This window comes from Pseudomonas sp. B21-012, from assembly GCF_024749305.1.
Lineage (GTDB): Bacteria > Pseudomonadota > Gammaproteobacteria > Pseudomonadales > Pseudomonadaceae > Aquipseudomonas.
In genome coordinates, this window is the sequence record NZ_CP087197.1 from 1,333,583 (window position 1) to 1,354,673 (window position 21,091).

24 protein-coding genes are annotated in these 21,091 nt (G+C 60.5%); 21 read left to right on the forward strand and 3 right to left on the reverse strand.

What is annotated here, in order from left to right; genetic code table 11:
• Positions 1–43 precede the first annotated feature (43 nt).
• A complete protein-coding gene (locus LOY37_RS06035; protein WP_045193609.1) occupies positions 44–940 on the reverse strand; it encodes a LysR substrate-binding domain-containing protein in 897 nt (298 codons plus the stop codon).
• A 106-nt stretch (positions 941–1,046) separates the two neighbouring features.
• Between LOY37_RS06035 and LOY37_RS06040 the strand changes: the two genes are divergently transcribed.
• The 8 genes from LOY37_RS06040 to rpoS all read left to right on the forward strand — a co-directional run bounded on the left by LOY37_RS06040 (position 1,047) and on the right by rpoS (position 8,229).
• Complete coding sequence (locus tag LOY37_RS06040) at positions 1,047–2,159, forward strand: S-(hydroxymethyl)glutathione dehydrogenase/class III alcohol dehydrogenase (protein ID WP_045193608.1); 1,113 nt, start codon at positions 1,047–1,049, stop codon at positions 2,157–2,159.
• An 8-nt stretch (positions 2,160–2,167) separates the two neighbouring features.
• Entirely contained in the window at positions 2,168–3,022 is an 855-nt protein-coding gene (fghA, locus tag LOY37_RS06045; protein ID WP_093386654.1) for an S-formylglutathione hydrolase, read from the forward strand.
• 71 nt (positions 3,023–3,093) lie between these two features.
• Positions 3,094–3,567 carry a 2-C-methyl-D-erythritol 2,4-cyclodiphosphate synthase gene (gene ispF / locus LOY37_RS06050; RefSeq protein ID WP_045193605.1) on the forward strand — a complete coding sequence of 158 codons (474 nt, stop codon included), beginning with the start codon at positions 3,094–3,096 and terminating at the stop codon, positions 3,565–3,567.
• Entirely contained in the window at positions 3,567–4,625 is a 1,059-nt protein-coding gene (truD, locus tag LOY37_RS06055) for a tRNA pseudouridine(13) synthase TruD (RefSeq protein ID WP_258716469.1), read from the forward strand. Before ispF ends, truD begins: the two co-directional genes overlap by 1 nt.
• Complete coding sequence (gene surE, locus LOY37_RS06060) at positions 4,613–5,362, forward strand: 5'/3'-nucleotidase SurE (RefSeq protein WP_093386651.1); 750 nt, start codon at positions 4,613–4,615, stop codon at positions 5,360–5,362. The genes truD and surE overlap by 13 nt, the downstream gene beginning before the upstream one ends.
• Positions 5,362–6,039, forward strand: a complete 678-nt coding sequence (locus tag LOY37_RS06065; RefSeq protein WP_045193603.1) for a protein-L-isoaspartate(D-aspartate) O-methyltransferase — start codon at positions 5,362–5,364, stop codon at positions 6,037–6,039. The genes surE and LOY37_RS06065 overlap by 1 nt, the downstream gene beginning before the upstream one ends.
• Before the next feature lie 179 nt (positions 6,040–6,218).
• Entirely contained in the window at positions 6,219–7,115 is an 897-nt protein-coding gene (locus tag LOY37_RS06070) for a peptidoglycan DD-metalloendopeptidase family protein (RefSeq protein ID WP_258609819.1), read from the forward strand.
• A gap of 106 nt (positions 7,116–7,221) precedes the next feature.
• Complete coding sequence (gene rpoS, locus LOY37_RS06075; RefSeq protein WP_045193601.1) at positions 7,222–8,229, forward strand: RNA polymerase sigma factor RpoS; 1,008 nt, start codon at positions 7,222–7,224, stop codon at positions 8,227–8,229.
• Between the two features lie 533 nt (positions 8,230–8,762).
• On the opposite strand, the gene fdxA is transcribed toward rpoS, so the two are convergent.
• Entirely contained in the window at positions 8,763–9,086 is a 324-nt protein-coding gene (gene fdxA / locus LOY37_RS06080; RefSeq protein WP_010224804.1) for a ferredoxin FdxA, read from the reverse strand.
• A 140-nt stretch (positions 9,087–9,226) separates the two neighbouring features.
• Positions 9,227–11,794 carry a DNA mismatch repair protein MutS gene (gene mutS, locus LOY37_RS06085; protein WP_195885959.1) on the reverse strand — a complete coding sequence of 856 codons (2,568 nt, stop codon included), beginning with the start codon at positions 11,792–11,794 and terminating at the stop codon, positions 9,227–9,229.
• Between the two features lie 259 nt (positions 11,795–12,053).
• Between mutS and LOY37_RS06090 the strand changes: the two genes are divergently transcribed.
• From LOY37_RS06090 to LOY37_RS06150, 13 genes are all read left to right on the forward strand, one after another.
• Entirely contained in the window at positions 12,054–12,809 is a 756-nt protein-coding gene (locus LOY37_RS06090) for a hypothetical protein (RefSeq protein WP_258716470.1), read from the forward strand.
• A complete protein-coding gene (locus LOY37_RS06095; RefSeq protein WP_258716471.1) occupies positions 12,806–13,477 on the forward strand; it encodes a hypothetical protein in 672 nt (223 codons plus the stop codon). The genes LOY37_RS06090 and LOY37_RS06095 overlap by 4 nt, the downstream gene beginning before the upstream one ends.
• 93 nt (positions 13,478–13,570) lie before the next feature.
• Complete coding sequence (locus LOY37_RS06100; RefSeq protein WP_123565785.1) at positions 13,571–14,314, forward strand: XRE family transcriptional regulator; 744 nt, start codon at positions 13,571–13,573, stop codon at positions 14,312–14,314.
• A gap of 468 nt (positions 14,315–14,782) precedes the next feature.
• Positions 14,783–15,130, forward strand: a complete 348-nt coding sequence (locus LOY37_RS06105) for a phage holin family protein (RefSeq protein ID WP_045193597.1) — start codon at positions 14,783–14,785, stop codon at positions 15,128–15,130.
• Positions 15,131–15,191: 61 nt separating this feature from the next.
• Positions 15,192–15,776 carry a 2OG-Fe(II) oxygenase gene (locus tag LOY37_RS06110; RefSeq protein WP_177329127.1) on the forward strand — a complete coding sequence of 195 codons (585 nt, stop codon included), beginning with the start codon at positions 15,192–15,194 and terminating at the stop codon, positions 15,774–15,776.
• 7 nt (positions 15,777–15,783) lie between these two features.
• The gene (locus LOY37_RS06115) at positions 15,784–16,608 is read left to right on the forward strand and encodes a hypothetical protein (RefSeq protein ID WP_258716472.1); all 825 of its coding nucleotides are present in this window, start codon (positions 15,784–15,786) and stop codon (positions 16,606–16,608) included.
• A 73-nt stretch (positions 16,609–16,681) separates the two neighbouring features.
• Positions 16,682–17,230 carry a hypothetical protein gene (locus tag LOY37_RS06120; RefSeq protein WP_213602215.1) on the forward strand — a complete coding sequence of 183 codons (549 nt, stop codon included), beginning with the start codon at positions 16,682–16,684 and terminating at the stop codon, positions 17,228–17,230.
• 120 nt (positions 17,231–17,350) lie between these two features.
• Positions 17,351–17,869 carry a hypothetical protein gene (locus LOY37_RS06125; RefSeq protein WP_045193595.1) on the forward strand — a complete coding sequence of 173 codons (519 nt, stop codon included), beginning with the start codon at positions 17,351–17,353 and terminating at the stop codon, positions 17,867–17,869.
• A complete protein-coding gene (locus tag LOY37_RS06130) occupies positions 17,866–18,426 on the forward strand; it encodes a phage baseplate assembly protein V (protein WP_093386615.1) in 561 nt (186 codons plus the stop codon). Before LOY37_RS06125 ends, LOY37_RS06130 begins: the two co-directional genes overlap by 4 nt.
• A gap of 47 nt (positions 18,427–18,473) precedes the next feature.
• Positions 18,474–18,800 carry a GPW/gp25 family protein gene (locus tag LOY37_RS06135; RefSeq protein WP_093386612.1) on the forward strand — a complete coding sequence of 109 codons (327 nt, stop codon included), beginning with the start codon at positions 18,474–18,476 and terminating at the stop codon, positions 18,798–18,800.
• On the forward strand, positions 18,797–19,777 hold the full coding sequence (locus LOY37_RS06140) for a baseplate J/gp47 family protein (protein WP_258609840.1): 981 nt from the start codon (positions 18,797–18,799) through the stop codon (positions 19,775–19,777). The genes LOY37_RS06135 and LOY37_RS06140 overlap by 4 nt, the downstream gene beginning before the upstream one ends.
• Positions 19,774–20,406 (forward strand): phage tail protein I, encoded by a 633-nt coding sequence (locus tag LOY37_RS06145; RefSeq protein WP_258716473.1) that lies wholly within the window; start codon positions 19,774–19,776, stop codon positions 20,404–20,406. Before LOY37_RS06140 ends, LOY37_RS06145 begins: the two co-directional genes overlap by 4 nt.
• Positions 20,403–21,089 carry a phage tail protein gene (locus LOY37_RS06150; RefSeq protein WP_045193590.1) on the forward strand — a complete coding sequence of 229 codons (687 nt, stop codon included), beginning with the start codon at positions 20,403–20,405 and terminating at the stop codon, positions 21,087–21,089. Before LOY37_RS06145 ends, LOY37_RS06150 begins: the two co-directional genes overlap by 4 nt.
• The last annotated feature ends 2 nt before the right edge of the window (positions 21,090–21,091 follow it).

Here is a 21,091-nt window from a genome sequence, read left to right on the forward strand (position 1 = left end):
AGCCCGCTCCTACAGTAGGCGCGGACTTGCCCCGCGATGCTTTTCAGGCACCTCGATACTCAGGCAACCCCGCCAATCCCTCGCGCAGATAATCCACCAGCTTGCGCACCTTCGGCGATAAATGCCGCTGTTGCGGATACAGCGCCCACACCGCGGTATTGGGCGGTTGATGCGCTTCCAGCAGTGACACCAGCGCGCCGGTTTTGAGGTGTTCAAGCACGTAGTAGTCCGGCAACTGGCACAAGCCCATCCCTTGCAGCGCCGCGTCCAGCACTGCCTGGCCGCTGTTGCAGCGCCAGTTGCCCTGAACCCGCTGGCCGATCTCCCGCCCGTCCAGTTGCAGCGCCCAGTTGTCGGAGCTGCCGATCAGGCAGTTGTGCCGCGCCAGCTCCGACAGGCTGTGCGGGCGGCCGTAGCGTTCCAGATACGCAGGTGACGCGCACAGGTACATGCGCCGCGGCGCCAGGCGCGTGGCCACCAGCCGCGAGTCCTGCAAACGGCCCAGGCGAATGGCCAGGTCCATGCCCTCATGCACCAGGTCCAGCGGGCGGTTGCTCAGTTCGATGTCCACCCGTAGTTGCGGATAGGCGGCCATGAAGCGCGTCACCAGCGGCACGATGAAGCGCTCACCGTAGGCCACGGCGCACGTCATGCGCAGCAGCCCTTTGGGCTCGCTGGTCAGGTCGCCCATGGCGCGCAGGGCTTCTTCGCGGCCGTCCTGCAGGCGTTGGCAATGCTGCAGGAAGGTCTGCCCGGCTTCGCTCAGGGTCACCCGCCGGGTGCTGCGGTACAGCAAGCGGGTTTGCAGGCGTTCTTCCAGGCGGGCGATCTGCCGGCTGACGTGGGAAGACGACACCCCGAGGCGTTCGGCGGCGGCGGTGAACTGCCCGGCTTCGGCGACGGCCACGAATTCGTCGATACCCTCCCACAGATTGCTCATTGATTATCCCTGTACAGCAATAATGTTTTGTCTTTGCCTGGATTATTCATCAAATATCGATGAATTACACTGCAAGCCTGAACTGACCCCTTGCTGGAGAAGATTGATGATCAAGTCCCGTGCCGCCGTTGCCTTCGAGGCCAAGAAACCGCTGGAGATCGTCGAAGTCGACGTGGCCATGCCCAAGGCCGGCGAGGTGCTGCTGCGCGTGGTCGCCAGCGGCGTCTGCCATACCGATGCCTACACCCTGTCGGGCGCCGATCCGGAAGGCATCTTCCCGTCGATCCTCGGCCACGAGGGCGGCGCCATCGTCGAAGCCATCGGTGAGGGCGTGACCTCGGTTGCCGTTGGCGATCATGTGATCCCGCTGTACACCCCCGAGTGCGGCCAGTGCAAATTCTGCCGCTCCGGCAAGACCAACCTGTGCCAGGCCATCCGCGCCACCCAGGGCAAGGGCCTGATGCCCGACGGCAGCACGCGCTTCTCCTACAAGGGCCAGCAGTTATTCCACTACATGGGCACCTCGACTTTTTCCGAGTACACCGTGCTGCCGGAAATCTCCGTGGCCAAGATCCAGAAAGAAGCCCCGCTGGAGAAGGTCTGCCTGCTCGGTTGCGGCGTAACCACCGGTATCGGCGCGGTGCTCAACACCGCCAAGGTCAAGCCGGGCGATACCGTGGCCATCTTCGGCCTGGGCGGCATTGGCCTGTCGGCGATCATCGGTGCGGTGAAGGCCAAGGCTTCGCGGATCATTGCCGTGGACATCAACCCGAGCAAGTTCGAGATCGCCAAACAGCTGGGTGCCACCGACTGCGTCAACCCGAAAGACTACGACCGTCCGATCCAGGAAGTGATCGTCGATCTCACCGATGGTGGCGTCGACTTCTCGTTCGAGTGCGTGGGTAACGTGCAACTGATGCGTGCGGCGCTGGAATGCTGCCATAAGGGCTGGGGCGAGTCGGTGATTATCGGCGTTGCCGGTGCCGGCCAGGAAATTTCCACCCGTCCGTTCCAGCTGGTGACTGGCCGGGTCTGGCGCGGTTCGGCCTTCGGTGGCGTGCGTGGCCGCAGCGAGCTGCCAAGCTACGTGGAAATGTCGGAAAAAGGCGAAATCCCGTTGGATACCTTCATCACCCACACCATGGGCCTGGAAGACATCAACAAGGCATTCGACCTGATGCACGAAGGCAAGAGCATTCGCAGCGTCATCCACTTCTGAGGTCTGCCATGAGCCTGGAAAACATCTCTTGCCAGAAGAGCTTCGGCGGCTGGCATAAACGCTACCGCCATCGCTCCCAGGTGCTCGGCTGCGACATGGTGTTTGCCGTGTACCTGCCGCCGCAGGCCGAGCAGGGCGGCAAGCTGCCGGTCCTGTACTGGCTGAGCGGCCTGACTTGCACCGACGAGAATTTCATGCAAAAGGCCGGTGCGCACAAGCTGGCTGCCGAGCTTGGCTTGATTATCGTCGCCCCCGACACCAGCCCGCGCGGGCCGCAGGTGCCGGCTGATCCTGATGGCGCCTGGGATTTTGGCCTGGGGGCCGGGTTCTACCTCAACGCCACCGAGCAGCCGTGGGCCCAGCACTACCGCATGCACGACTATGTGGTGGAGGAATTGCCGGCATTGGTCGAGGCGCATTTCCCGGCCTCAAGTCAGCGCGGTATCAGCGGTCATTCCATGGGCGGCCATGGCGCGCTGGTGTGCGCTTTGCGCAACCCGGGGCGTTACCGTTCGGTGTCGGCGTTCGCGCCGATCAGCAACCCGATGGATTGCCCGTGGGGGCAGAAGGCCTTCAGTCGCTACCTGGGTGAGGACCGGGCGCGCTGGCGCGAGTGGGATGCCAGCGTGTTGCTCGCCGAGGCTGGCGAGCGCTTGCCGCTGCTGGTCGACCAGGGCGATCGCGATGATTTTCTCGACAACCAGCTCAAGCCGCAGGTGCTCGAGCAGGCGGCCAGGGCGGCGGGTCATCCGCTGACCTTGCGCCTGCAACCGGGCTATGACCACAGCTACTACTTCATTGCCAGCTTCATCGATGACCACTTGCGGCATCATGCCGCAGCGCTGATAGGCCCGGGTAACTGATCCTACAAATCAAGCCCAAGCGCCGGCAAAGCAGGTAGAATCACGCCCTGACTCAATCAGGGCGTTTTTTTATGCGTATTGGCCACGGCTACGATGTGCACCGCTTCGCGGAAGGCGATTTCATCACCTTGGGTGGGGTGCGCATTGCGCACAAGTTCGGGCTGCTGGCCCATTCCGATGGCGACGTCGTCTTGCATGCCCTGAGCGATGCCCTGCTTGGCGCTGCGGCGCTGGGCGATATCGGCAAGCATTTCCCCGATACCGATCCGCAGTTCAAGGGCGCCGACAGTCGCGTGCTGCTGCGCCACGTGGTGCAGATCGTTCAGGCCAAGGGCTGGAAGGTCGGCAACATCGACGCCACCATCGTTGCCCAGGCACCGAAGATGGCCCCGCATATCGACACCATGCGCCAGTTGATCGCCCAGGACCTGCAGGTCGAGCTGGATCAGGTCAACGTCAAGGCCACCACCACCGAAAAGCTTGGTTTTACCGGGCGTGAGGAAGGCATCGCGGTTCACGCCGTTGCCCTGTTGCTGCCGGCATGATGAGCGAACTCGAACTGCTCGGCCCGCGTGCTGCGGGCCAAGCGCTGGGCAGCGCAATTCTCAAGGCCAGCGCCGAAGACTTCCAGGTCGATGAAGTACTCGACATTCCCCTCAGCGGCAGCGGTGAACACCTGTGGCTGTGGGTCGAAAAACGTGACCTCAACACCGAAGAGGCTGCCCGTCGCCTGGCCCGCGCCGCCGGCGTACCGCTGCGCAGCATCAGCTACGCCGGCCTCAAGGACCGCCAGGCGCTGACCCGCCAGTGGTTCAGCCTGCACTTGCCGGGCAAGGCCGACCCGGACCTGAGCGCCGCCGAAAACCAAACCCTGAGCATCCTCAAGCAGACCCGCCACTCACGCAAGCTGCAGCGCGGCGCGCATTCGGCCAACGGCTTCACCTTGCGCCTCACTGGCCTCAAGGCTGAACGTGCGGCGCTGGATGTACGGCTTGAGCAAATCCGTAGCCAGGGCGTGCCTAACTACTTTGGCACCCAGCGCTTTGGCCACGACGGCGGCAATGTCCACGACGCCCGTGAGTGGGCCAACCGCCAGGCCTTGCCTGAGCAGCGCAATGTTCGTTCGCGGCTGCTCTCCAGCGCCCGCAGCTACCTGTTCAACCAGGTGCTGGCCGCACGTGTCGCCGACGGCAGTTGGCAGCAGGCACAGGTCGGTGACCTGCTGGCGTTTACCGACAGCCGCAGCTTCTTTCCGGCGGGTGAGGCTGAATGTTCCGACCCGCGCCTGGCAATTCTCGACCTGCACCCCACCGGCCCGCTATGGGGCGAGGGGCAGTCCGGCGCCAGCGGCGCGGCTGGTGAACTCGAGCAACGTCTCGGTGAACAGCATGGCGCCTTGTGCCAATGGCTGGCGCGGGCGGGCATGAGTCACGAACGACGCATTCTGCGACTGCCCATTAGCGGGCTGACGTGGCATTATCCCGAGCCTGATATCCTGCAACTGGAATTCGTCCTTCCGGCCGGATGCTTCGCCACCGTGGTGGTGCGCGAGCTTGTTGATCTGGTGCCGGCAGGGCAGACGGACAGCCCATGCGTATTCTGATTTCGAACGACGACGGGGTTACCGCACCCGGTCTCGCCGCGCTGCATGCTGCGCTGGCGGATTATGCCGAATGTGTGGTGATCGCCCCGGACCAGGACAAAAGCGGCGCCAGCAGCTCGCTGACGCTCGACCGGCCGCTGTGCCCGCAAACCCTGGCCAATGGTTTTATCAGCCTCAACGGCACGCCGACCGATTGCGTCCACCTGGGCCTCAACGGCCTGCTGCCGACCCCTCCGGACATGGTGGTGTCGGGGATCAACCTGGGCGCCAACCTTGGCGATGATGTGCTGTATTCCGGCACCGTGGCTGCTGCGCTTGAGGGCCGTTTTCTCGGCGGTACCTCGTTTGCCTTCTCGTTGCTCTCGCGCCTGCCCGACAACCTGCCGACGGCTGCCTACTTCGCCCGCAAGCTGGTCGAGGCTCATGCCAGCCTCGAGCTGCCGCCTCGTACGGTGCTCAACGTCAATATCCCCAACCTGCCGCTGGAACACATCCGCGGCATCCAGTTGACCCGCCTGGGCCATCGCGCCCGCGCTGCGGCACCGACAAAGGTGGTCAATCCGCGGGGCAAGGAAGGGTACTGGATCGCCGTGGCCGGCGATGCCGAAGATGGCGGCCCGGGGACCGATTTCCACGCGGTGATGCAGGGCTATGTCTCGATCACTCCGCTGCAGCTCGACCGGACCTTCAATGATGCCTTCGAGCGCCTCGACGGCTGGCTGGAGGGCTTACTCTGATGCGCGAACAGGATGATCTGATGCGCCACGGTATCGGTTTTACCTCTGAGCGAACCCGCGAACGGCTGATCAAGCGCCTGATCGAGGAAGGGGTCTCGAACCCCAAGGTGATCGAGGTACTGCGCCGCACGCCTCGACACCTGTTCGTCGATGAAGCCCTGGCCCACCGTGCCTACGAAGACACGGCGTTGCCAATCGGCAACAACCAGACCATCTCCCAGCCGTTCATGGTCGCGCACATGAGCGAGCTGCTGCTCGAAGCCGGTCCCCTGGACAAGGTGCTGGAGATCGGCACCGGTTCCGGCTACCAGACCGCAATTCTTGCGCAACTGGTCGAACGGGTGTTTTCCGTCGAGCGTATCAAGGTCCTGCAGGACCGCGCCAAGGAGCGCCTGATCGAGCTGAACCTGCGCAACGTGGTGTTCCGTTGGGGCGATGGTTGCGAAGGCTGGCCGGCACTTGCGCCTTACAACGGCATCATCGTCACCGCGGTCGCGCCCGAGGTGCCTCAGGCCCTGCTCGACCAGCTCGCCCCGGGCGGGCGCATGGTCATACCGGTGGGGCCGGCCGGTGAAACCCAGCAGTTGATGCTGATCGTGCGCGAAGAACACGGCTTCTCGCGACGGGTGCTGGGCGCCGTGCGTTTTGTGCCGTTGCTCACCGGGCCACTGGCCTGACCGGGCTTTTTTTTCGCCCGGGCGAATTTCGGCGGCATTGCCCTGTCTATCTGGCGGGCTACCATAGTCTGTTACAGATCACGTTTAGCAATGGCCAGACGTCCGCATGGCGGCGCGCTCGGGTATAATTGCAACAATATTGCATTTTTTACATCGGTCACCATTAGAGGGAGCGGCGGGTGGGTCACACAAACATTCGGCAGCGCAAGGATCCATCGAGCTTCAAGCTTCTGCTGATTGCACTGGCCGTGGGTACGCTGGTGACGGGGTGCTCGAGCACGTCTTCCAACAGCGTCCGGGTGGTCGATCGCAACAACGCCGCGCCCAAACGCCCTGTGGTCACCACCGGTCAATACCTGGTGCGCCCCGGCGACACGCTGTTCTCCATCGCCTTTCGCTATGGCTGGGACTACAAGGCCCTGGCCGCGCGCAACGGTATCGCTGCGCCGTATACCATTCGTCCGGGCCAGGCGATCCGTTTCGATGGTCGCTCCAGTGGCCCGGCGCCAGTCGTCGGCACCACCGTGGTCACCAGCTCGCCATCTTCTTCAAGCAAGACCACCATCATCAAGCGTCCGCTGGACAGCTCCGGCAAACCAATAACGCCGCCCACCACCGCGCCTGCAAGCACGCCAAACACCGTGCCGGTTGCCCCGGTGGCGACTACCACAGCACCCGTGCAAGTACCCCCCGCAGGGCGCTCCACGGCCGGCTGGGCCTGGCCGGCCAACGGCGTGCTGATTGGAAAATTTGCTTCAAACGGTAGTTTGAATAAAGGCATTGATATCGCCGGTGATTTGGGACAGCCTGTTTTTGCTGCATCTGATGGTTCAGTTGTCTACGCCGGGAGTGGCTTGCGGGGCTACGGCGAGTTGGTAATCATCAAGCACAACGATACCTACGTCAGTGCCTACGGCCACAACCGCAGGCTTTTGGTTCGGGAGGGACAGCAGGTCAAGGTAGGGCAGACAATTGCCGAAATGGGGTCCACGGGCACAGACCGGGTGAAGCTTCATTTTGAAATTCGCCGCCAGGGCAAACCTGTCGATCCGCTGCAATTCCTGCCACGTCGTTGATTGCTAGGCCCGGCCTGTTCCTCGCGTAGAGGGGACAGGCTCCAGCGCTGCCAGGGATAAAGGCGCCGCTCGAGTCTGAGTTCGAACTCAGCAAAGGACTATAACAATGGCTCTCAGTAAAGAAGTGCCGGAGTTTGACATCGACGATGAGGTTCTCCTGATGGAGACCGGCATTGTTTTGGAAACGGATGTGATGTCAGACGAACCTGCTGTACCTACGGTTCGGACCAAGGCTAAACAGAGCGCTACGCTCAAACAGCACAAGTACATCGACTACACTCGGGCACTTGATGCAACCCAGCTTTACCTCAATGAAATCGGCTTCTCGCCATTGCTCTCTCCGGAAGAAGAAGTGCACTTTGCGCGCCTGTCGCAACGTGGTGATCCGGCCGGGCGCAAGCGCATGATCGAAAGCAACCTGCGCCTGGTGGTTAAAATCGCCCGGCGTTATGTCAACCGGGGGCTTTCGCTGCTCGACCTGATCGAAGAAGGCAACCTCGGCCTGATTCGGGCGGTCGAGAAGTTCGACCCCGAACGCGGCTTCCGTTTTTCTACCTACGCCACCTGGTGGATTCGGCAGACCATCGAACGGGCGATCATGAACCAGACCCGTACCATCCGCTTGCCCATTCACGTGGTCAAGGAACTCAACGTCTACCTGCGTGCCGCCCGCGAACTGACCCAGAAGCTCGATCACGAACCGTCCCCGGAAGAGATCGCCACCCTGCTGGAAAAACCGGTCGGCGAGGTCAAGCGCATGCTTGGGCTCAACGAGCGGGTATCGTCGGTGGACGTGTCCCTGGGGCCGGATTCGGATAAAACCCTGCTCGATACCCTGACCGACGACCGTCCTACTGATCCGTGCGAGCTGCTTCAGGATGACGATCTGTCCCAGAGCATCGACCAGTGGCTCAGCGAGCTGACCGACAAGCAGCGCGAGGTAGTGATTCGCCGCTTCGGCCTACGCGGTCATGAAAGCAGTACGCTGGAAGATGTCGGCCTGGAAATCGGCCTGACCCGGGAACGGGTGCGGCAGATCCAGGTAGAGGGCCTCAAGCGCCTGCGTGAGATCCTCGAAAAGAATGGCCTGTCCAGCGAGTCGCTGTTTCAGTAACGCCAGCGAAATCGTTGTGAAGAACGCCCCGACATGTCGGGGCGTTTTTGCATCTGCAGAACAGCGGTTTACCCGTGAACGGCTTCCCGATGGCGTTCTGGAAACATTCGGGTTTGGGCGCGATCCGACGGCGATGTTGGTACTGTTCTAGTTCATGTAAGCCATCGCTTACTCGTTGTGTAAGCCTTGACTGTACGCTGTAGTAAATCGTTGTCGTTTTCAGTGTGCGCTTTTGTTTAAGCTATTGATATATATAGATATTTTTGTTTGTGACAGTACGGTTACCGCAGCTTTTTGAGAGCTTTGTGCTGTTGTGGTAAATCTTGGAACCGCTAATATTTGTCCTGTGTCTACGGACTGACACAGGCTCTCAAGGATGAAAGCCAAGGACATCGCAGGATGCGATTCATCAGGATGATGAAAGGGAACAAAGGGACTACGGAAAAAATGTGGGCGGGTCAAACCGCCCCTTTTTTTTGCCCGCAACAAACATGAAAAAAGGCCCTCGAAGGGCCTTTTTTGTTGATCCGCGCTTAGCGCTCGAGATCGGCGATCTTGCCTGGCTTGCCATCCCACTCGGCGGCATCTGGCAACGAATCTTTCTTTTCGGTGATGTTCGGCCAGATTTCCGCCAGCTCGGCATTGAGCTCGATGAAGTTCTCCATGCCGGCAGGCACTTCGTCTTCCGAGAAAATGGCGACGGCGGGGCATTCAGGCTCGCACAGTGCACAGTCGATGCACTCGTCCGGGTGAATGACCAGGAAGTTCGGGCCTTCGTAGAAGCAGTCCACCGGACAGACTTCTACGCAGTCGGTGTACTTGCACTTGATGCAGTTGTCGGTGACGACGAAGGTCATTTCTAATTCTCTCCTCAGGCGACGGCAGCGGTGCCCCTCCAGACAGGGCCGCTCGGTTTGGTTGTTCGGCTGCAGGCCAGGCTAGTAACCTGCAGCGCCGCCAAACCGCGCGGGATTCTATCAGCTTGTGCGGGCGCGCGTTATAACAGAGTCTTCAGTGTATAGAGCATTTCGATAGCTTGACGCGGCGTCATATTGTCCAGGTCCAGCTTTCCGAGCTTCTCGATGGCCGGATGCGGCAGGCTGGCAAACAGGTCGCTCTGGTGCGGTACCGCCGGTGCACCTTGCTGCAAGACAGGTGTTTCGTGGGGCAGGCTGGCGGTTTCCAGCCGGCCCAGGTGTTCGCGAGCACGCTGAATCACCGGCGACGGCACGCCGGCCAGCTGCGCCACTGCCAGGCCGTAGCTCTGGCTGGCGGGGCCGGGCAGCACGTGGTGCAGGAACACGATGCGTTCGTTGTGCTCGGTAGCGTTCAGGTGCACGTTGGCCACCAGCGGCTCGCTCTCCGGCAGCACCGTCAGCTCGAAGTAGTGGGTGGCGAACAGCGTGTAGGCGCGCAGCTGCGCCAGGCGCTCGGCGGCGGCCCAGGCCAGCGACAGGCCGTCGAAGGTACTGGTGCCGCGGCCGACTTCGTCCATCAGCACCAGGCTGCGCTCGGTGGCGTTGTGCAGGATGTTGGCGGTTTCGCTCATCTCGACCATGAAGGTCGAACGGCCACCGGCCAGGTCGTCGCTGGAGCCGATACGGGTGAAGATGCGATCCACCAGTGACAGCTCGCAGGCCGCAGCCGGGACGAAGCTACCAATGTGCGCCATCAGTACGATCAATGCGGTCTGGCGCATGTAGGTGGATTTACCGCCCATGTTCGGACCGGTGATCACCAGCATCCGGGTGTTGTCATCCAAAGCCAGGTCGTTGGCCACGAACGGCGTGGTCAGCACTTGCTCGACCACCGGGTGGCGACCCTGGGTGATGCGCATGCACGGTTCGTCGACAAACTGCGGGCAGTTCAAGTCCAGGTTCAACGCGCGCTCGGCCAGGTTGCTCAGCACATCCAGCTCGGCCAGGGCCGCAGCGGTGTCCTGCAACGGCGCCAGGTGGCCGATCAGGTTCTCCAGCAGGGCATCGTAGAGCATCTTCTCGCGCGCCAGGGCGCGGCTCTTGGCCGACAGCGCCTTGTCTTCGAAGGTTTTCAGCTCCGGGGTGATGAAGCGCTCGGCGCCCTTGAGGGTCTGGCGGCGGATGTAGTCAGCCGGTGCCTGCTCTGCCTGCTTGCTTGGCAGCTCGATGAAGTAGCCATGCACACGGTTGTAGCCGACCTTGAGGTTGGCCAGGCCCGTGCGGGCTTTCTCGCGGGCTTCCAGGTCGATGAGGAACTGCCCGGCGTTCTCGCTCATCGCCAGCAGCTCGTCCAGCTCGCTGTCGTAGCCGGTCTTGAGCACGCCACCGTCGCGGATCACCGCTGGCGGGTTGTCGATGATGGCTTTTGCCAGCAGGTCGGCAAGCTCCGGGTAGGTCCCGGCAATGGCAGCCAGGCGCGCCAGGTGCGGCGCCTCAAGCTCGGCCATGGCGTTCTGCAGTTCCGGCAGGGCACCGAGGGCATCGCGCAGGCGTGCGAGGTCTCGCGGGCGCGCATTGCGCAGGCCGATACGGGCGAGGATACGCTCGATGTCGCCGATTTCCTTCAACTGCGGTTGCAGCTTCTCGAAGCGGTAACCGTCGAGCAGGCAGCGAATCGAGCCCTGACGTGCCTGCAGTACTTTCAGGTCGCGCAGCGGGCGGTTCAGCCAGCGGGTCAGCAGGCGGCTGCCCATGGCGGTCTGGCAGCGGTCGATCACCGATTGCAGGGTGTTGTCGCGGCCACCGGCCAGGTTCACATCCAGCTCAAGGTTGCGCCGGCTGGCGCCGTCGAGCACCACGGTGTCGTCCAGGCGTTCATGCTTGAGGCTGCGCAGGTGCGGCAGGGCGGTGCGCTGGGTTTCCTTGGCGTAGCCGAGCAGGCAGCCGGCGGCGCCGATGGCCAGGGTCAGCTTCTCGCAGCCAAAGCCCTTGAGGTCCTGGGTCGCGAACTGCTGGCAAAGGCTTTTGCGTGCCGAATCGCGGTCAAAATCCCACGGCGCACGGCGACGTGCGCCACGGCGTTTTTCCGCTGGCAGGCCCTGGGGCCAGTCGTCGGGGATCAATAGTTCGACCGGGTTGATGCGCTCGAGCTCGGCCAGCAGGTTTTCCCAGCCCTTGATCTCGAGCACGCTGAAATTGCCGCTGGTGATGTCCAGCACAGCCAGGCCGAACAGGCGCTCGTCGCCCAGCACAGCGGCGATCAGGTTGTCGCGGCGCTCGTCGAGCAGCGCTTCGTCACTGACCGTGCCCGGGGTAATGATGCGCACCACCTGGCGCTCGACCGGGCCCTTGCTGGTGGCCGGATCGCCGATTTGTTCGCAGATCACCACCGACTCGCCCAGCTTGACCAGCTTGGCCAGGTAGCCCTCGGCCGCATGGAAGGGGATACCGCACATGGGGATCGACTGGCCCGCCGACTGCCCGCGGGCGGTCAGGGTGATGTCCAGGAGTTTGGCAGCCTTCTTCGCGTCTTCGTAGAAGATCTCGTAAAAGTCGCCCATGCGGTAGAACATCAGCTGGTCCGGGTGCTGGTTTTTCAGCTTCCAGTACTGCTGCATCATCGGGGTGTGTGCGGACAAGTCAGAAATTGCTTTATTCATCAATTGGTTAGGGCTTTTGTAAGCTGGCGCTGGGGCGAAATTCGGGCTATAGCTTCCAGTGCAATGCTTGGGGTGATCTCGATGACGGGTAGGGTACCACAGTCCTAGTGACCTCTAGGGGGGGGCGGCTTGAAGGAGGGGCAGTCAGTGCAGCATCTGCTCGTTGCGCTACCAATCGGCCTTGCGCTGACGTTACGCTCTGAAGTTGATGGTATATTCCAGACCTTTTTCCAGGGGAGGGAATGTTGTGAAGCGTCGTCAGTTGTTGAGATTTTCGGCTTTTGGAGCTGCTGCCGCAGCGATTTCTGGACCTCTGATGACGTCAGCCGCAATCGTATCAGCCAAAGACCAGCACATGGTCTCGGTGGCGGAGTTTGGTATAGTTCCAGATGGGAAAACAAACTGGGAGAATACAAAAAACTGGTTACCCATGCTCCTCGCCTCTGTCGAGAAAGGTGTCTACTGGCCTCCGGGGTACTATGCCACAGGTATAAATTTCAACCGTTCATTGAGCGGAGCAAGAATGCACTTCCAGCCTGGGGCTGTTCTGGGAGGCGTTGTTCACATGATAAGTGGACCTCAGCCTAGATCTTTTGAAATTACCAAGATACAACGCTCCGCTGGCGTAGTGACGGTAAATGTCAAGTCGGCACATAGCTTTCAGGTTGGCGATTCTATTCAGGTTCGGAACGTGTCGGGTGAGCGATCTGAGTTCAATGGCGATAGGTATCGAGTAACAGCGGCTGATGGTGTCGCTTTGCAGTATATCGAGTCTAAGCCAGATGATGTTGGAGCATTGCTGAGAGCCTCTGCAATCAATGAAACTCCACTGATGAATGTTCGTATTACCGGTTTATTAACGACCACCGACCGGCTGGGCACTATCAATTGCAAAAATTGCTATATCGAAAGTTGCTGGATCTTGAATGATTCAGAGCGACACAGTGCTGTCCCCGGGGGGGGAGCCGGGGCGCGCATATCTACGCAGGTACAGACGGCTTGAGGATTGATCGGCTTGTAATCGACTATGCCGGCGGACCCAATACTGCAGCGGCTTTAGCGATCGATGGTCATGGGTGGAATCCATCGAACTGCACGTTTGGATTTGTGCATATAAAGAATAGCGCTTTTCATGGGGCTTATATCACCGGTTTTGGCCACAGGATAGACAATTTGGTCATCGATGCTTTTGCGGCAGAAAACACGGTATGCCCGACGCTTCAAGACTCCAATGGGATTGAGCAGTCAAACGAGATCAAGGGGCTCTGGGTAAACAGGTGCTGGGACACCCACATCCGGCGCTTATCCATGAATCAGAAAAATGACGGAAAAACTCAGGCTCAGTGGCTGCATGCTTTAATCGAGGATACCGGAAACACGCTGTACGGGGTATCTGCTGGAGAAGTTGAGATCACCGAGTGGGTCGCTGATTCGGTCGGCAGTGGCGGAGTCCGGTTTGGTGATGCTGAGAAGTTTAAGTCGCTGTGGTGCAACTTTAAATCGAAGGTCATGCGGGTCAATACATCAAGTGCTTTCTCGGGAGGTGCGCCTGTCTTGGTAAATGCCACCTTGCAAGTGTCTCGTGTGGATGTTGAACAATTTGTTCTTAATGGTCGCGTTGTGCCGTCGACCAGTGCTGGGTTCTCGACGGGGCCCCGGAAAACGTCGTAGCGCAACCGTCCGCGTAAGAAGCTTTCGTGGCTCAGGACGTTTATGCCCTCTCATGCACCAAGGCAATTGCATTCTTTGTTTAGCCCCGGCATTATGCATTTTATGCAAAAACGCAACGTAGCATCCGTCCTCAGAGCACTGCTCGATCGTCACGGTCTCTCCCCCACGGAGCTGCACCGTCGTACCGGCGTGCCGCAATCCACCCTGTCGCGCATTCTCAGCGAGAAGATCGTCGATCCTTCTGACAAACACGTGTCGAAGATCGCCGAGTACTTCGGCGTGAGCACCGACCAGTTGCGCGGTCGCGTCGAGCTCGGTGACAGCCGCGAAGCCGCGCCCGCGCGCAGCCACGCGGAGTTGAACGACATCAGCCTGTGGGATGACGACACCCCCGTCGAGGACGACGAGGTGTCCATTCCGTTTCTTCGCGAGGTCGAATTGGCAGCAGGATCAGGAAGATTCGTCATCGAAGAAAGCGAGAAGGCCAGCCTGCGCTTTGGCAAGCGCAGCCTGCGCCACAACGGTGTGCAGTTTGACCAGGCCAAGTGCGTGACGGTACGCGGCAACAGCATGTTGCCGGTACTGCGTGACGGCGCCACGGTGGGCGTCAACGCCGGTAAAAGCGGCATCGGTGACATCGTCGACGGCGACCTGTATGCCATCAATCACAACGGTCAATTGCGGGTCAAGCAGCTCTATCGCCTGCCTACCGGTATTCGCCTGCGCAGCTTCAACCGCGACGAACACCCGGATGAAGACTACAGCTTCCAGCAGATGCAGGAAGAGCAGATCAGCATCCTTGGGCATGTGTTCTGGTGGGGCATGTACGCCCGCTGAGTAATCCGTTTCCTCAGAAAACCCGCTTCGGCGGGTTTTTTTTCGCCGGCAGAAAAGTGGTCCAGCCCAGGTAGGGCAAGGCCTACATGCGCAGGTGCATTTTCTCATGCATAAATATTTCCACAAATGCATTGACTGCATATGCATCAATGCATAATCTTTGTCTCAAGCCGGTCGACACCGGTAGTGACAAAGGCAGCGATGAACAGGCCTGAACTGTTCAGAGGGTTGGCAACTGGCCCGGGTGTGCAGCGTAAAGCACCACAAGCAGTTATCCGGCGGGCAGGTGGCCGCGGCCGGAGGAACAATTTGAAGCGGAGTCGCCCAGCGCACCAGTCGTGGCGGGCGGTTCGACAACGCATTACTGAAAAGCCTGGGGAGGCCGGGCTTTTTGGAATGCCGAGCGATCGGTTCTACAACAAACGCCGCCGGCATGCTGCCGAGCGGAACTACCAAGGAGACAGGACAGTGACAAGCGAGCAACAGACGTTACTGGAAATGCCGATCTGGCTGGTGATCGTCCTGGCCTTGCTGGGCGGCCTTTCCGGAGAGATGTGGCGCGCGGACAAGGCCGGCGCCCGGGGCTGGGCGCTTTTTCGGCGCCTTTTATTGCGCTCGGGGGCCTGCATGGTCTGCGGTGTGTCCACCGTCATGCTGCTGTACGCCAGCGGCATGTCGATCTGGAGCGCCAGCGCCTTCGGCTGCCTTACCGCCATGGCCGGCGCCGATGTCGCCATCGGGCTTTATGAACGCTGGGCGGCGAAGCGCTTGGGGGTTGAACCTGCAAGTGGTGCAAAGGGGGAGAGTGAACACTGAGTTCAACACCCGGACAAGGTGCCGCTCGAAGGCGTTACAGAAGGAAGAAGAGGTGAGGAGTATGGATACTTGTTTTGGTGAGAAGGATGTTCAGGTCGTTGATGACTTTGTCACAGTTGATGAGCAGTGCAAGGTCGTCCAGCAATTGAAGGGGGCAATCTGGCGCTACGGCTGGCCAGTCAATACGGCCACTCATTCCAGGCCGTGTTGGCATACCTTCATTGCAGGGGCTGGTCGACAAAAGTTTCTATGCGCGGAGGACGAGTTGAAGTCCTCTGATGCCTGGTCATTTCTCTTTCCGTTTTGGGCCCGGGTCAAGCAGCAATACATGCAGGATGCAACGCTGATCGGGGTGTATGCCAACGGTCAGACCTTTGCTCAGGAGTCACCGATCCACCGGGATAATCAGCCCGGAGAAGAAGGGCAGACGGTTCTGATGTTTTGCAACGAGTTTTGGCCAACTTCATGGGGCGGTGAACTGGTCTTTTACGACCACCCGAAGAACGACATCATCAAGGCTGTCTTACCCAAACCCGGAAGAATCGTTGTGTTCAACGGCAGCGTACCGCACAACGCCCGGTCGCCTGCACTCAGCTGCGACCAGTTGCGGATGACGCTTGCCTTCAAAACCATTATCAAAGGATGAGATAATCGTGTCAGGTAAAATGGATATTTTCATTGGCGTGGTTGATAAACCAGCAGCCACAGGGGGCGCTGCAACTTCACTGGTCGACCAGTTCAATTCGAACAAAAACGGTTTCCAGCTGATTAATCAAAATGCTCAAACGGCCGCAACGGTGACCGGTGTCATCTCGGTGACTGCGATGACAAACGGCTTTGTACCGTTTCTGAACGTCACCACCAATACCTTTGCGGCGACGACGACTTTTCTGAAGGTCACTGCTGACTTTAAAGAAGGTAAGCCTATCCAGCCTGGTGACGTTTTAAGCTTGGTAGGTAATGTCGTGGGGATTGCCGCGAGTATCACCATCATGGCGACAGCCGTCGGCACCGCCGGTCTGTTGTTAACCGGCATCGCTGTGACGGTGAATGTACTTGGCATGATTAACTCAGATGCGGTGAAAAACCTCTATAAGGCTACCGTTCAACCGCTTTGGAACCGCTACTTCAAATATAACCCAGCGGCCAGTTATCCGGATTATTGGGTTGCGCCGGACTTGAAGTTGGCAACCCTGGCCGAGATCCAGAGTGTCTATGCAAATAAAATTGCCGCCAATCACTGGGATCCGCGAACGAACCAGGTCGGGCTTGGCAGTACCCTTGTCGAGCCGCAGGGGCCAGGCGCATCAGGGCCGGGGAATATCGGTGGCTGGGGCGGCAGTGGCGGCGGCCCACCGCTGATCAACCCCTCTGCGGTTTACCCCTTCGGGCGGGTCGTTATTCCCAACATCTTTGTCGTCGACCCCAACCAGGATGGCTACGGCTGCTGCCGAGGCAATCAGGACGCCTACTACTGATACTGTTCTATGTTAGGGTGACGGATGCCCATGGATGTTGGGCATCCTTTTTTGCAGCAAAAGCGAATGGTGTATGTCTGACTCTTGGCTGTCGTTGTTTCGTGGAAAAACAGTCTACGAGCAAATCAGGGTACTGCTAGGGATGGCAGGCGTTTTTTTGTTGATGGGGCTTACCTTCCTGCTTTTTGTTCAATCATTTGAGGAGCTCGGGGATGAAGCACCGACTCTGTTCAAAGGGCAGATTGTCAGTGCCCCCACCGAGATGCGCCAAGACAGTTCGATCGTGTACTTTCAGGTTCGGCTGACTGAAGCGAACCCGCGCCCCTCGTCCAAACAGATAGTCTATGTCTCGAAAGAACTCTACCAAGCCGCGGGTCTGGCGCCTGGGGTGATGGTTGATGTTCTTGCGAGTGGTGGGGAGGACGAACTGAAGATTCGCGAAGTTCTGAATAGTGACGGGCGCGTTGTCTTCGATGGGCGCTTTGATCGTCGGATCACTTCAATCAAGAACCACGAGCTGATTCGTTATTTTTCCTACTTTATGATGATGACGCTTATCTGCTGCAGCTTCGCCGGTGGGCTCTGGTTTCGCCAGACACGTTTGTTACGGGCTAGCCGATAACTAACGGCTGCTCATGGGTGCCTTTACAACAGCTTCGATGAACCCGCCTTATGGCGGGTTTATTTTTGCCTGTTTTTAGCCGCGAATAGCCTTTGCGAGCTCCACGACACAGGACTGATCATGAGCGAACTGAACCGTTTGCATGAGGCGATCAGCGCGACTATCAAGGCCGCCTTGCCTCAGTTTGAAACCGTCGACGCCTATGGGCAGGCGGACCAGCACACAGCGCTGCCAGCGTTGTTTCATTCCATTTCCAGCCTTAAACCGGCAAATGATCCAGGCGACGGTCGTTCGTGCGTTATCGCTACCGTTGAAGCGCGCATCGTGATTGACTCCGCTCGCCAACACGCGGCATTGGAAGCTGTCACTTTGGCTACCCAGCTGATCGTACTGTTGCGCAAACAATTCTGGGAGCTGGAGTTTGTTGAAGCGGCGATGAGTGTGCTGGCCGAGCCTGTTCAACCGGCTCCGGGGGCAACCCCTGTCGTTGGCTGGTTGGTGCAATGGCAGCAGATCCTACACTTGGGAACCGTGCAATGGCCATGGCCTGATCAACCGGGCCCGCTGGCGTTTGCCTTCAGCCCCGACACCGGGCCGGGCTTCGAGGGCGGCTACCAGTCGCCGGAGGACCTGCAATGAGCTATGCCAGCGCCATGCATGACCGCATGCTCGCCGGCCTGGTGATTCCTTGCCGGGTGGTCGCCGTTGACCTTGCCGCTGCCCGGGTTCGGGTGTCCGACGGCGCTGGCTGGACCAGCGCCTGGTTGCGCTGGCACAGCCAGGCCGCGGGCAAGGCCCGCCACTGGCGTGCGCCGAGCCTTAACGAGCAAGGGGTGCTGATCAGCCCGAGCGGAGAGCCGGCGCAAGGTACTTTTGTGCCTGGCCTGTATGGCAACGCCGGGGCACCAGCGGACAACCGCGAGCATGTCGAGGTCTGGCGTTTCGACGATGGTGGCTCACTGGTCTATGACTGGCAGGCCCGCAGCTACAGCATCGAACTGCCCAGCGGAACCGTCAGCATCAAGGTCGGCGGCAGCTCGGCTGTGGTCACCGACCAGGCCATCACCGCCAATGCCGCGAGCATCACCCTGACCGGCGAGGTGCAGATCAACGGACCCCTGCGGGTAACCGGCGACATCCTCGGCGGTGGCAAGATCATCGACACCGGCGGCAACACCGCCAATCACAAACACTAAAAAACCAGCCCGCCCACTGCGGGCTTTTTTACGTCTGGAGAACATCAATGATCGGCATGGATCGCCGGAGCGGCCAACCGTTGTCCGGCATTGCACATTTACGCCAGTCCATCGAAGACATCCTCACCACGCCACTGGGCAGCCGGCGCATGCGCCCGGAGTACGGCAGCAAGCTACGCCGCTTCGTCGATTTGCCGGTCAACGAAGGCTGGAAGAGCGCAGTGCAGGCGGAGGTGGCTCGCGCACTGGGCCGTTGGGAGCCACGCCTGAAGCTTGAACGGGTCAGGGTCACGGCGGTGGTGGGCGGGCAGATCACGCTGCAGTTGACCGGGGTCTACCTGGCGCAACCGACCAGCCTGGAGGTGGTCGCATGATCGACCTTTCCTTGCTGCCGGCACCGGATGTACTGGAAACCCTAGAATTCGAAACGCTGTATCAGCAGGTGCTGGAGGATTTTCGCCTGCAGATGGGCGATCAATGGAGTGCGCTGCTGGAGTCCGATCCGGTGGTCAAGCTGCTGGAAGTGGCGGCTTATCACAAGCTGCTCGGCCGGGCCCGGATCAATGATGCGGCCAAGGCCAGCCTGCTGGCCTATGCCAAGGGCGCGGACCTGGACCATCGCGCGGCCGACTATGGCGTGCAGCGCCTGGTGATTACCCCTGCCGATCCCGATGCCGTGCCCCCCGTGGTGGCGGTGCTGGAGGGCGATAGCGAGTTGCGCTACCGCACCCGCTTGTCGCTTGAGGCTTTGTCGGTAGCCGGCAGTCGCGGCGCCTATGAATTTCACGGGCTTAGCGCCTCGGCCAATGTCGCCAGCGTGTCGGTGGATTCGCCAACCTTCAAGGGTCTGGCGATCAGTGCCGCGTTGCAAGCGCAACTGCCGGCCGACGCCATTGTCCTGGTGTGTGACTACAATGCCGGGCTGGACAAGCCCTTGCCGGGCGATGTTTCGCTGGCTGTGCTGCCTCGAATTGACAGCCCGGTGCCGGGTAACGAACTGGTTGGCGCCGTGGAGGCTGCGCTTTCAGCTGAGGACGTGCGCCCGCTAACCGACCGGCCGCGCGTGCAGCTTGGCCAGCCGACCGAGTTCAGCGTGGTCGCGGCTCTGGAGCTGGAAGCCGGGCCGGATCCGCTGGTGGTCCAAGCCCAGGTTCGGGCCGCGCTGGAAGGCACCATCGCCCAGGCCCGGCAACTGCAAGGGCTGTTGCCGATTTCAGCCATCTACGCCGCACTGCATACCGCAGGTGTTCGGCGGGTGCGGATTTCCCAGCCGACTGCGGATGTCATCAGCGACAAACGTCACTATCCAAGTTGTCGCAGCATCACCTTGAGCACCGAGGTGGTCGCATGAGCCTGCTGCCACATAACTCGACAGCGCTTGAGCAAGCCTTATCGGCAGCCTGCGACCTGAACATCGATGCGCAGATCATCCACGGTGTGGCCGACTCGGCACGCTGCCCGCCGAACTTTCTACCCTGGCTTGCCTGGGCGCTGAAGGTCGACGGTTGGGAGGCGGCAGAATCCGAAACGCAGCAACGTGAACTGATTCACGAGGCGATTCCGGTGCACAAGACCAAGGGCACGGTGGGCGCGGTGCGTCGGGTGCTCAAGGCGGTGCGGGTCAATTCGCAATTCAGGGAGTGGCAGCAGATTCCCGGCGCCGCGCCTTACACCTTCGAGCTGACCGCCTGGGCCAACGACAACCGCCCGGGCGAGGGCTCGATTCTTTCGCCACAGCTCTACGCCCGGCTGCGTGCCCTGGTCGATGCGGCGAAAAACGAGCGCAGCCATTACCAGTTTCGCCTGGGCGCCGGCTTTGACTGCGGCCTGCGCCTGGCCAACGCCGCCAACCTCTATGCCCTGGTTCGGCGATCAGCCGAGGCCACGGGCGTTCCGATCAATGCGCAACAGGGTCTGCAGGTCGCCAACGCGGCGCGGGCCCGTATCGTCGTGCGCGGCACGATGGAGGCAGTGCTATGAGTACACCCTTGCAACCTGTCATTACCAAGGCCGGCCTGGCCGCGATCTGGCGGGCCGACAACAGCGGCCTGGCGGCCGAAATCAGCCATGTGGTGCTGGGCACGTCGGGCTACACACCGAATGCCGAGCAAAAAAGCCTGAAAGCGCAAACTGCCAAATATCCCATTTCCGGTGGCGAGCGCCTGGGCAATAGCCAGCTGCACCTCACCGCGGTGGCGGATGGAGATCGCGCTTTCTGGGTGCGTGAAGTCGGCTTTCTGCTCAGCGATGGCACCTTGCTGGCGGTGTGGTCACACCCGACTGAAGCCCTGGCCTACAAGCCTGCAGGAACTGACCTGCTGCTCGCCTACGACCTGTCACTGGCGGCCTTGCCGGCCAACAGCGTGACCATCGTCAGCGGTGCGACCGGGCTCAACCTGACCTTGGCGGCGCCGCTGGCGGCCCAGGCCTCGGCGTTGATTGCTGAGCAACTGCGCGGCTTGCAACAGCAGGACCGGCTGGATGATCAGGCCACGCGCCAGCGGATCGCAGGTGAGCAGATTGCCAACCTGATTGAACGTATGAAAGCGGCGGAGCAACGCCAGAGCACAGACCGCGATGGCCTGTTGAGCGCCACAGTGAGCAATGCAGCGGCGGTCATCGCACTGCAAAAACTCGTTATTGAAAACATGCACGGAGCATAAGA

Excerpts from the sequence above, each read along its gene's own strand:
- LOY37_RS06035 (WP_045193609.1), bottom strand. The coding sequence starts at position 940 with ATGAGCAATCTGTGGGAGGGTATCGACGAATTCGTGGCCGTCGCCGAA.
- LOY37_RS06040 (WP_045193608.1), top strand. The coding sequence starts at position 1,047 with ATGATCAAGTCCCGTGCCGCCGTTGCCTTCGAGGCCAAGAAACCGCTG.
- fghA (WP_093386654.1), top strand. The coding sequence starts at position 2,168 with ATGAGCCTGGAAAACATCTCTTGCCAGAAGAGCTTCGGCGGCTGGCAT.
- ispF (WP_045193605.1), top strand. The coding sequence starts at position 3,094 with ATGCGTATTGGCCACGGCTACGATGTGCACCGCTTCGCGGAAGGCGAT.
- truD (WP_258716469.1), top strand. The coding sequence starts at position 3,567 with ATGAGCGAACTCGAACTGCTCGGCCCGCGTGCTGCGGGCCAAGCGCTG.
- surE (WP_093386651.1), top strand. The coding sequence starts at position 4,613 with ATGCGTATTCTGATTTCGAACGACGACGGGGTTACCGCACCCGGTCTC.
- LOY37_RS06065 (WP_045193603.1), top strand. The coding sequence starts at position 5,362 with ATGCGCGAACAGGATGATCTGATGCGCCACGGTATCGGTTTTACCTCT.
- rpoS (WP_045193601.1), top strand. The coding sequence starts at position 7,222 with ATGGCTCTCAGTAAAGAAGTGCCGGAGTTTGACATCGACGATGAGGTT.
- fdxA (WP_010224804.1), bottom strand. The coding sequence starts at position 9,086 with ATGACCTTCGTCGTCACCGACAACTGCATCAAGTGCAAGTACACCGAC.
- LOY37_RS06100 (WP_123565785.1), top strand. The coding sequence starts at position 13,571 with ATGCATTTTATGCAAAAACGCAACGTAGCATCCGTCCTCAGAGCACTG.
- LOY37_RS06110 (WP_177329127.1), top strand. The coding sequence starts at position 15,192 with ATGGATACTTGTTTTGGTGAGAAGGATGTTCAGGTCGTTGATGACTTT.
- LOY37_RS06120 (WP_213602215.1), top strand. The coding sequence starts at position 16,682 with ATGTCTGACTCTTGGCTGTCGTTGTTTCGTGGAAAAACAGTCTACGAG.
- LOY37_RS06125 (WP_045193595.1), top strand. The coding sequence starts at position 17,351 with ATGAGCGAACTGAACCGTTTGCATGAGGCGATCAGCGCGACTATCAAG.
- LOY37_RS06130 (WP_093386615.1), top strand. The coding sequence starts at position 17,866 with ATGAGCTATGCCAGCGCCATGCATGACCGCATGCTCGCCGGCCTGGTG.
- LOY37_RS06135 (WP_093386612.1), top strand. The coding sequence starts at position 18,474 with ATGATCGGCATGGATCGCCGGAGCGGCCAACCGTTGTCCGGCATTGCA.
- LOY37_RS06140 (WP_258609840.1), top strand. The coding sequence starts at position 18,797 with ATGATCGACCTTTCCTTGCTGCCGGCACCGGATGTACTGGAAACCCTA.
- LOY37_RS06145 (WP_258716473.1), top strand. The coding sequence starts at position 19,774 with ATGAGCCTGCTGCCACATAACTCGACAGCGCTTGAGCAAGCCTTATCG.
- LOY37_RS06150 (WP_045193590.1), top strand. The coding sequence starts at position 20,403 with ATGAGTACACCCTTGCAACCTGTCATTACCAAGGCCGGCCTGGCCGCG.